At 47.4% G+C, this 9,741-nt stretch carries 12 protein-coding genes; 3 read left to right on the top strand and 9 right to left on the bottom strand.

Going from position 1 to position 9,741, the window contains the following annotated elements:
• The first annotated feature begins 711 nt into the window (after positions 1 to 711).
• Together BG74_RS14815 and BG74_RS14810 are read left to right on the top strand one after the other, a co-directional pair.
• Entirely contained in the window at positions 712 to 870 is a 159-nt protein-coding gene (locus BG74_RS14815) for a GntR family transcriptional regulator (protein ID WP_204376311.1), read from the top strand.
• 12 nt (positions 871 to 882) lie between these two features.
• On the top strand, positions 883 to 1,032 hold the full coding sequence (locus tag BG74_RS14810; protein WP_204376310.1) for a GntR family transcriptional regulator: 150 nt from the start codon (positions 883 to 885) through the stop codon (positions 1,030 to 1,032).
• A gap of 722 nt (positions 1,033 to 1,754) precedes the next feature.
• Here BG74_RS14810 and BG74_RS13080 read toward each other — a convergent pair.
• Positions 1,755 to 1,937, bottom strand: coding sequence for a hypothetical protein (locus BG74_RS13080; RefSeq protein WP_066596933.1), 183 nt, complete (start codon positions 1,935 to 1,937; stop codon positions 1,755 to 1,757).
• Between the two features lie 341 nt (positions 1,938 to 2,278).
• On the opposite strand from BG74_RS13080, the gene BG74_RS16720 reads away from it, so the two are divergent.
• Positions 2,279 to 2,527 (top strand): hypothetical protein, encoded by a 249-nt coding sequence (locus tag BG74_RS16720; RefSeq protein WP_244267294.1) that lies wholly within the window; start codon positions 2,279 to 2,281, stop codon positions 2,525 to 2,527.
• A gap of 77 nt (positions 2,528 to 2,604) precedes the next feature.
• Here BG74_RS16720 and BG74_RS16715 read toward each other — a convergent pair whose 3' ends face one another.
• The 8 genes from BG74_RS16715 to mnmE form a co-directional block, all read right to left on the bottom strand.
• Complete coding sequence (locus tag BG74_RS16715; RefSeq protein ID WP_244267292.1) at positions 2,605 to 2,856, bottom strand: orotidine 5'-phosphate decarboxylase / HUMPS family protein; 252 nt, start codon at positions 2,854 to 2,856, stop codon at positions 2,605 to 2,607.
• 476 nt (positions 2,857 to 3,332) lie between these two features.
• Positions 3,333 to 3,596, bottom strand: a complete 264-nt coding sequence (locus tag BG74_RS16710) for a dihydroxyacetone kinase subunit DhaK (protein WP_369678509.1) — start codon at positions 3,594 to 3,596, stop codon at positions 3,333 to 3,335.
• A gap of 33 nt (positions 3,597 to 3,629) precedes the next feature.
• On the bottom strand, positions 3,630 to 3,845 hold the full coding sequence (locus BG74_RS04630) for a dihydroxyacetone kinase family protein (RefSeq protein WP_066596931.1): 216 nt from the start codon (positions 3,843 to 3,845) through the stop codon (positions 3,630 to 3,632).
• A 541-nt stretch (positions 3,846 to 4,386) separates the two neighbouring features.
• Positions 4,387 to 4,608, bottom strand: a complete 222-nt coding sequence (locus BG74_RS14800; protein ID WP_256364216.1) for a PTS sugar transporter subunit IIC — start codon at positions 4,606 to 4,608, stop codon at positions 4,387 to 4,389.
• Positions 4,609 to 4,793: 185 nt separating this feature from the next.
• Positions 4,794 to 5,186 carry a PTS sugar transporter subunit IIB gene (locus BG74_RS04620; protein ID WP_256364215.1) on the bottom strand — a complete coding sequence of 131 codons (393 nt, stop codon included), beginning with the start codon at positions 5,184 to 5,186 and terminating at the stop codon, positions 4,794 to 4,796.
• A gap of 1,167 nt (positions 5,187 to 6,353) precedes the next feature.
• Positions 6,354 to 6,608 (bottom strand): hypothetical protein, encoded by a 255-nt coding sequence (locus BG74_RS14795; protein ID WP_066596924.1) that lies wholly within the window; start codon positions 6,606 to 6,608, stop codon positions 6,354 to 6,356.
• 811 nt (positions 6,609 to 7,419) lie between these two features.
• Positions 7,420 to 7,545 carry a hypothetical protein gene (locus BG74_RS18875; protein WP_256364214.1) on the bottom strand — a complete coding sequence of 42 codons (126 nt, stop codon included), beginning with the start codon at positions 7,543 to 7,545 and terminating at the stop codon, positions 7,420 to 7,422.
• Between the two features lie 955 nt (positions 7,546 to 8,500).
• A partial coding sequence (gene mnmE, locus BG74_RS04610) for a tRNA uridine-5-carboxymethylaminomethyl(34) synthesis GTPase MnmE (RefSeq protein ID WP_066596984.1) occupies positions 8,501 to 9,741 on the bottom strand: 1,241 nt, incomplete at its 5' end.

The raw sequence follows: 9,741 nt of genomic DNA, 5'->3' as shown, positions 1-9,741 counted from the left end.
CGGCGTCCAGAGAGCTATTCTTTAGTGCTTCCCAGGCCAGCTGCAGAAGTGTATTGGTGATAGTGGCATCTTTATGCGGGCCCAGACCGGCGTAGGCCAGTAGCTAAAGCAGTCCTATATGGCGCGAGGTCAAACCTACTGACCCATACCGATGCGCTTGCCTTTAAGCTCTTAGGCGGTAAAAAGGGGTTATAGGACTTGACTACGTTAACGAGTAGTAATCGGGACGATAAAGACTGACCACAACGCTTAGCGTCAGTTTGTTTGTGCATCACCACATACTCGGCAGCGCCCGCCAATACGAAGCCCACTTTTTGAAAGTGCAGTGCTTCGAGAAAGCCGCCGTGCGATTGGTTACCGGTAGGAACTGAATATCCAGACCGCTGTCGTATTCAATTTCTTTTTTATATGGAAAAAATTCCCATTTCAGCTCTTCTATAAGCCGACCAGATTCGTTACGGCTAGTTTGACGGTCTGTTCCTGGCGGTCAGCGCTGTGCCGACCAGAGTCAGCGCCAACAGGGTGTAAGCCAAACATTAGCGTAGCATGGTTAATCTCCAGTAACAGTATTAATGTGTCGTAGGACACGTTAAGGGGAGACTATTGCATATTGTTGACAATTTACAATTAGGCGTCTTTGTTCTATTCTCCATTTGACGCATTGAACCGTTACGTGACATTGCCATTAACACGCCTAATACCTTTACCTTGTTGCGCACCAAATTCTTGACTAATGTGGTGCAGGAAGAGCTGGAACGACGTATTGTTACGGGACAGTTAACGCCCGGCGCACCGCTGCGTGAGGCGAAAATTGCAGCCGAAATAGGCGTTTCCTTCAGACCTATCAGAGAAGCGTTTCGCATGCTGTAAGGGCGCAGTCTTGTGTTATTCGAGAAAAACCGCGGCGTGTGGATGCGGAAGCTAGATATGACGCAAACGCTGCAAATCTATCAGGTGCGTCTTTCGCTGGAAGAATCGGCCGGCGTGCTGAGGGCGCAACAACCGACGCCGGAGGGGGCCGAGCATCTATGAGAGGTACTGTGGAAGATGGCCGTCGGCCTTGAACGACATGGTATCGCCGCCGTATACGCTGCTTAACTTCCAGTTTCATGATCTGCTGGTCAAATATGCCGGCAATCCGTCGCTGTATGGCACATATCGCAGGCCAGTGGTGCAGCTAGAATTATTTCGCAGCTATACCTTTCGGTACGATCTAAAAACGATCGCCCTTTCGTATCGATAGCATAACGTTGTTTTTGACGCGGTGCTGGCGTGAGATGCCATCCTGGCCAGCAGGTTGTTACGCCAGCATACGCAAGACAGTTTGTGGTGTTTTGAACAGGCGGCTTTGTCGTCTTAATCCCTGTCGGTAAATGCGTGTCGACGGCGGGGAGGGACGTAATTGCTAATGCCGGGGATGCTTCTCGCTGCATGGTCGGCTGTCGCAGGCCTTCCATGCCGTAGCAGCTGCAGCTATCACTTCGCCTGTGCGAAGGGATTACTCAGCAGCGATAACGGATCTACTTGCGCTCCTTTTCTATTGCGCGAAGAAGGGAGGGGTCAAGTCTGAAATGACGACGCCAACGTCCTCTATTATATCACTTTAGCTGGGCGACATCACGTTGCCGTAGTGTTACAGGAGTTAAGTGACGCCGCGTGGTCCCTTATTCCAGGTTGTCGTAGCGGCTGAACATTTACGCATCATTTTGACCCGTTAGCTGTTTCAGGCGAATCGCGACTCTGTCGTAAATCAACTAGTTCAGCTGAAACGAGGAGCCTGTTAGTTGGGTCGTCGTCGCATCCGTGGAAACCTCTTCACTTTTAGCGGTGATGTCGGGAATGACGATGGCCATCATAGCGAGCTGCTCGATGCTGTGCTGCAGATAAATAGTCAGCGTGGCGATGGCGGCCCATTGTTTGTACGATTTCTGTGCCATTTCACTAGGCTACCTTTCTCCCCTGAGCTGGAACTGATAATCAGCAAATCACCCATCACCCTGCTAAGCAAATCACCCATCACCCTGCTATATGGAAAGCGTCGTTGGTTGGCTCGCCGACAAACTAGACCTAGAAGTCCAGGTGCATGAGGTGATCGGAAAATGTCCTTGCCGTAAACCCAGATCGTCCGGCAACGGCGACGAAAACGCGTTTGGCGGTCATATCGCATCACCCAACGCTTGGATACTATCATTATCGATCTTCTGCACATCTTCCGTTAACATCAGCAAGGATCGTCAGTAAATTGTCACATTTACGCATGAGTATGCATTAGTTATACATGAGTGGCTCCTTACATCACCGTTTTGATAAGGCGAGCCTCCAGCACCGGGTCAGCGGCTTTAGTAATGGCCGAAACAACGATAATGACATCCGGCTGCTATTCGACATATTGATGGATAGTTCACCTGTTGACGCCGCCCCCGCTACGGAAATAATGGAGTGCCTGGCGGTGCCTTTTCATTACCTTGGGATCTTTGATGGGTTGGCGCGCTGCGCCCTGCTGGTCGGAGCCAGTATGCACCACTAGGCTTTTGATTCCAGCGGGCTTCCCCGCTCGGCGATTCAGCTGGGTAAATTTTTCACGCAAATTATGTCGATCACTAATTATTTACTGCTTTCCTGCGCCGCGCGCAGGCAGGTTTTATCTGTCAAAATATTGGTAACCCCCAGGGCCGTAATATAATCTGCTCCCGCGTTGAACGCGAGCTGACTTTCAAAATAGTCTACGTCCATAATTTTCTCATCGGTCAGGATCTCCTTTTCCGGGAAACGTTCGCGAAAACGACGCATGGCGTCCATGTCCCGCGTAATGATAAATGAGGTTCCTATTTCAATGATATCAACATATTCACGCACGTTTTCCCCACCAGAGTGAGCGCGTCATCCAGCAGTAATTCATCTGATACCAATTGGAGTTTCATTTTTCATTCCTTATGTCTTTACAATGAAGCCAGCCCCAGCGGCGCGGCCTGGAAATTTTATGGTGCGTTGCAGTTCGTCGTCGAGCAGCAGTAGCGTGAGGTTGAGAGGTAGAGGCCGTTCATACCCAGCGATGTTAAATATAATTAACGACGTAACTCTGTCAGACCCGCGCGCCGTGACGGGTTAATTCGTCCACGATAGCCAGACTATCAGGTATTTCTCCATAAGAGGCTTCACATCAAGACCGGAGACCATTATGGCGAAAATTCCCGGTGATACCGTGGCGTTTTTCTGCTTCCTACGGCGGCGGCTCCGATGTGATATCGTCCCTGGCTTTCACTATATTGGCCTGCCGTAGCTCATCCTCAGCCATGTTCACTGCTATTTGGATATTCATGCTGTCTCCGGCCTTAGAGTTGTTGCCAAACAGACAGGCTACCCGTTACCATGTCGGCGGCGCGGATCGCTGCGAGAAACGCATTTGCGGTGGGTGATGAAAACGCGACCGCGTTGAGCATGCCTTCGCCGAGGTAGCCAAGAAAGGCGGGCTCATGCCCACTGCCGACTCCGCCGGTGACAAGGCCAACTTTATCGGAGTGCTGTGTCACGCGTGCGATAACGTGGGTATTGTCGTGGGCGCGCTGCGCGCGCTGGCAAGATGAACGCGTAAGAATCCGTCTAGCATGTCATCCACCATGCAATCGGGATTATTTAATAGTCGTTGCATATTTTTCCCTGTGCATGATTTTCCCCTGATTGATGAATGAGATTACCGTGTCCGCAAAGGCGGAAAGCAGCAACAAAAAGGAGTCTGCGCCCGCGTCAGAATGACCGATGCTACGTGCACCCAGCCTACTGGCCCGACCGATGCGCGCCTGCATGGCGCGCGTGGAGTCGAGGTTGGTTTGAGCCGCAGTTTTCATCGCGATTTAACGCTGCACTTCCAGTTACTCTCCCGTCGCGATGGCATCTTTAAATACCTCAACCGGACAACACTAGTAAATCAAGCAGTGTTTTATTGCCGGTGGTCTGCGCCAACGTTAAGACGCGCAAGGTCGGTTAAGCCGGTGTCAAACATCACCTGTAGTGCGGTAGGGTCAAGATCCGCCTGTTCGGCGCTGGCTAGGTTAACCCATTGAACTAGCTGCTATAAAGAGGCAACATTGGGCCGTCGATTTCTCCTGTCAATATCTGTATGATAATTAAAAAGGTATCACTCGTGTTCATGGCAGGGTAAATCTCTCTGACGACAGCGTAAAACCTTTTTATATTGGTACTGTCTTTGCCGTAAAGATTAGCTAGGAAGGGCACAGGGAAACGAATTAAAGAAGCTCAGTACGGTCAGCCAACGATAGCGCATAATTTTATCTGGCGTAAATTGCCTTCTTCGGCTTACTTATCCATCCTCCATGTGCACGAAAACGGCGTTGACGGTTTTTCTGAATTGATCAAGAAATATACCCATTACACCCCGACTGGTATTGCGATGGAAATGGTCAGCGTCGGCGAAAATCCGGTGTTCAAGGCGAGCGGTATGGCGATAAGTCCGGCTAGACAATCATCGTCGGGCAAGTTGGAGTCTACCACCACCAGACCGATATACAAGATCTGAATGGCCGCACTAATGATAACCGCCTGCGTGACATCGCCTATTATCAAGTCAATCAGTGCTGAGGAGAATAATATTTAGCGGATGCCGTAGGTAATGGCATAGTCAACGTCAGTTTTACAAATACAGTACTAGAGCCAGGTAAAAATCGCGACTTTGAACATATTCGGCCCTCCAGACGCGTTATGTTTTTATCCAACGTTAATTTTACTTCCTCTAGGGTGCCATGAAAATAAATAGCATTTCCCTGGGAATGAATAAATTATATATCCTGTAAATCCTGATTATCAATAGATATTTCTTTCAACATTCTGCAATGATTGACACCGCCACTGAGTCCACCAACCTGAACTTTTTTAAATAAAATAACCTTTACTATCAAATGCCTTACGTTATCTATAGATTTAAATAACACTAGTACGTTTCTTTTATTAGTACTGAAGTATCCCTCTTGGGAGGTGTTAATAAATTGTTCTTTTGCCATGATATTAATATCGACGTCTAGTAGGGATGTCATCACGCAGATATCGGCAAAAAATGGGTCTTTGGATAATTTTTCATCCATGATAATAATCATGGTCTCGGAGATAATGTTTCGCCAGTTTGTAATTACCTGCCCATGAATGAGGTGAAAATAGACCTGTACTAGTTCTATAGTATTTATAGGTGTTCTCGTTGGCTATAGATATCACGTTTTTGATACTTTCACTACCAACTTTAATAATTAAATTAACGAGTTGCTCTGAAATCAGTTCACTATGATGCCTCTCGGATTCAATCAGCATGGGTAAATGCGTGCCGTAAATTACTGGAAAATATTTTCGTTTGGCGAACACTGCCGCGACGTTTGACTGCATTCTGGTATAAATATCGGTAAAAATGATACTGTGCGTGGGGCCAGTTTTAACATTTCGCCCATTTCTTCCATAAGCTGCTCAGGTTTAATACCCGGAATTAATTAAATAAATATTTTCTATCTTACCAAGGATTATTTCTCAGAAATTAACTAATTCGTTTCTAAAACAACCGTGTGAAATGACGAACAACCAGGAAACTACGTTTAATTTATACATAAAATTTCCTGCTAGAAATGAAAATGATTAGCAAAATTTTCCTCATGTAATATTTACAGCAGTGCCTATGATATAGATTGACTTATCGGATAACAGCCAGGATACCAAATTAGTAATTTCATTCAGCTTTCCCTGACGTCCGAGAGTAATTCTCTGGCTATAATCTTCATAAATATTTGTCATCTTCATACTACGTGTGTAGTCCATCGCTTTATAGTACTTGTCATCCCGACAGACATTAGCTCATTGATGCCGTCCGCAACACCTACTATCAGAATAACGAACGCACCTATCTCCTTCGCCCAGGATAGAGTAAAATCATGCACGTCGGATTTGGTAGAGAAATGAAAAATATGTCCTTTTTATCCTTCAATGCCGTCCTCAGAGAGAATGTTCACCACTGCGCCTTATTTTTGGCGGATCATGATCTAGGCAACTTATTGAGTAAAAATAAAAGGCCCATTTTGATTCATCCTTACCATAAAATTAAAATTGTCGTCGCTTAACTCGTATTGCAGTATTTAGCTATAATAGTCGACCAACAGCCAGGCATGGTTTACCCTTGTGTTATTCACAAGGCCATCCACTCTGATACTGGCGATACAAGTCGTCAACAAGCCAATTTGTGAGAGAGATAATATAAAAGGTGTGACAGGTTTATTTATCTCTATTATCACTAATATAGTTAGTATTTTAGAATCTCTAAAAACCTGCATACTATCTCGCCTTACTTTCAATACTAAAAAAGACTAGTCAACAGTGACCCATGGCTCCATTATCTCATAAATCATCAAAAATTCTGTGGTGTTCATGGCAAAGCAGTATTTGGCAATAATCGGACTAAAGCCTTCTGGGGTAAAGCCTTCTGGGGTAATAGTAATAAAATTACGATGCTGATCGGTCAGCTCGCTGTCTTCACAATGATTTAAGACATCGTGGTCATCAGTCGTTACTAGAATAATAGCGCTCCTAAATTTCCAAAGCGCTATTAATATCGTCGACAATCTATTTTATCAACAGCCGCTGCTGGATTTTCTTCGCAATATAGAGTTATCGCGGTTATGACATTATTCACTACCATCAGATCGATATGGATGTACAGTTTAATTTCTGATATCCTCGAACGACCCTGTATCCACTAATATGACTATCGTGGCTTGCATTTTAATCCCGTCAATCCAGGTGGTGAGATGGCTGATAATCTTTCGAGTATCGAGGGATAGAGGAATATAAAATGCCCTGAGATAAAAATCCCAGGAAAATTATTTGCCATTCCCGCGATGCTGGGGCAGTAGTGAGCCCGTTAGCCACGTAGTGTCTTGTATAATCGGCTCCTGCTAGACCTAGTGAAAAAATAGCGCTCAGTAACAGATGCAACAGGGGAATCCGGCGTCTTGGGTAAGTGTCTCTGCAGCAGCGAAACAGTTTCATTAGCTAGCAAACAAGTAAGATAGGGAATGTATTCCGTCACTGCGTAAAAAGGATTACCAATAAGACGAATGCAGTTCTTTTGTCCCTGAGTAAAAGTGGAAGCGCACAAGACTTTAATGTAGTTTTTGAATTCACCGATATTTCCCCAGACGGGGGAAATAATCAAATGGCGAATCAATTCTGTGGGAACGAAAATTTCTTGTTTGAAGCTCTGCACTTAAGCTTGAATAAGGCAGATATCAGTGTCAGTTCCTCACTAAAAAGGCGTGATTTGGATGAGGATAATTCGACTATGATAGGAATAAGGCGGCGGAAAGTCTTCAGCAACACATAGTTACTATTTTCTATGGTTACGAAAAGAAAACGTACGCAGGCGTGACAGGGTCAGCATTTATCACCCAAGAGATAAAAGTAGTCTTTATCCATAAACAGAAAGAGTTTTCCTGGTTTTCGACGGAGAGATGAGAGATAGTGGACTTCGTCCAGGAAGAAAAAGCCCGTAAGCTTCATCTAGCAGAACGATTTTATCTTTAAATCCGTGCCGGTAAAGGCCCCTTCACATAACTGAATAGCGTACTCTGGACAATATTCCGGGTTTATTGGCGTAATCGGCACAATTAAGCTCAACCAGCTCCGCTCTGCGCGGGGCTCACGCTGTTTTCATCGGCCTAGCGGTGCAACAAGGTAGCGAGATAGCTTTACTCCCACGCCGCTGGCGCCGGTGACTAGGATTGGCAAACATCCACTGAGTAATTGACCGCGGCCAGGCACAATCCCACAATGCCTTTCAGATTCCAGGTAGCCACCGATTAAGACCTGAAACACACCTTTTTCAGGCTTCTGGGGCGTCGCCGTCAGCGTTGGTTCTCTAAGCCAGAAATGGACCGGGCGGTATTTTCCTTCTGCAAAAAAGTCCTCGTCGTGAGATAAAGGCTTATTATGCTGCGGCTAGCAAAGAGGTAAAACGTTCGCAGTCCTCTGCGTGGTAAACCCTTCGCTTTTATGGTGATAGTACGGCTTAATTGTCGGTAAAGATCGTCTTTCGCGGCCATAGGGTATCTTTTTGCATTGAATCGATTAAAGGGTACCTTGTTGCTTTCACGTTGGTTTCGCAATCGCCAGAGCCGGCGAAAGCTAACCACCTCACAGAATTGAACATTGTACCTTAACCACTCCCCACCATAGAGCCGGATAGCAAGTTGTATTTCACTCGACTAGTACGACTCTTATAGTCGAAATCTTTTTCATATTCCCCGTCGCGCCGGTGCCAAAATGGGGCGTTTGCAGCTGTGCAGCAGCATTTCAAGCCAGATGAGCAGTTATACAGGCTACTGAGGTACCACGGGTGGGTATGATGCCTTTCAGCGTCATAGTGAGGCGCTTGGATATCGCGGTTGGGGCTAGCACAAGCAACCGTTAGCTATATAGTTTGAGAGAAATAAGGGAGGACACTACAAATCCAGATTCATTTGCCAATACAAAAACTGGAAAAAATCCTGCTGAGCAGGTCATCGGAGCTGAATTCACCGGTAATTTCACTCAGTGCCTGTTGCGCCAGACGTAACTCTTCTGCCAGTAGCTCGCCAGAGAAAGCGATCACTAACTGTTCTTTTCCCTGCTGCAAATGCGTAGAGGTGGTTTCCAGTGCATCCAGATGGCGTCGGCGGGCCGAAAAGCTCCCCTCGGTGCTATCTGTAAAGCCCATGCTCTGTTTTAAATGAGTACGCAGCAGGTCCACACCCGCACCGGACTGGGCGGACAGGGTAATAAGTGAGTAATCGCTTACATCGCTAATAGCGACGCTTTCGCCGGTGAGGTCGGCTTTATTACGCACTACCGTAACCGGCATGCCGGGCGGCAAACGAGAGATGAAGGCTGGCCAAAGCATATCCGGGTCGTTAAGGGGGGTAGCGGCGCCGTCCACTATCAGCAGCACATGGTCGGCCTGTTCGATTTCACGCCAGGCGTGCTCAATACCGATCCGCTCCACCTCGTCGCCGGCGTCGCGCAGGCCGGCGGTATCAATAATATGCAGCGGCATTCCGTCCAGGTGGATATATTCACGCAGCACGTCGCGTGTCGTGCCTGCGATGGCGGTGACGATGGCGGCCTCGCGTCCCGCAAGCGCGTTCAGCAGGCTGGATTTACCAGTGTTCGGCTTACCGGCAATCACAACTTTCATGCCTTCGCGCAGCAGGCTACCTTGGCGCGCCTCGATGCGAACCATATCAAGGCTAGCAATGATGTCGTTCAGGCTGGCTTCAATTTTACTGTCGGAGAGGAAGTCAATTTCTTCATCGGGAAAGTCGATAGCCGCTTCGACATAAATGCGTAATTTAGTGAGCGCTTCTAATAATTCATGAATTCGCTCGGAAAACGCGCCCTGTAGTGAGTTGATCGCTGAACGAGCAGCCTGTTCTGAGCTAGCCTCAATGAGGTCAGCAATAGCTTCTGCCTGAGCGAGGTCCATTTTGTCATTGAGAAAGGCGCGCTCGGAAAACTCGCCGGGGCGGGCAATGCGCACGCCGGGCAGCGATACGATACGTTTTAGCAACAGATCCAAGATGACCGGGCCGCCATGCCCCTGAAGTTCCAGGACATCTTCGCCGGTAAAGGAATGAGGGCCAGGGAAGAACAGAGCAATGCCCTGATCAATCGTAGTGCCGTCGTCGTCGCGAAAAGGCAGGTATTCCGCCTGACGCGCCC

Source organism: Sodalis-like endosymbiont of Proechinophthirus fluctus, assembly GCF_001602625.1.
Taxonomy (GTDB): Bacteria; Pseudomonadota; Gammaproteobacteria; order Enterobacterales; family Enterobacteriaceae.
This window is presented reverse-complemented; position numbering and strand designations above follow the sequence as displayed.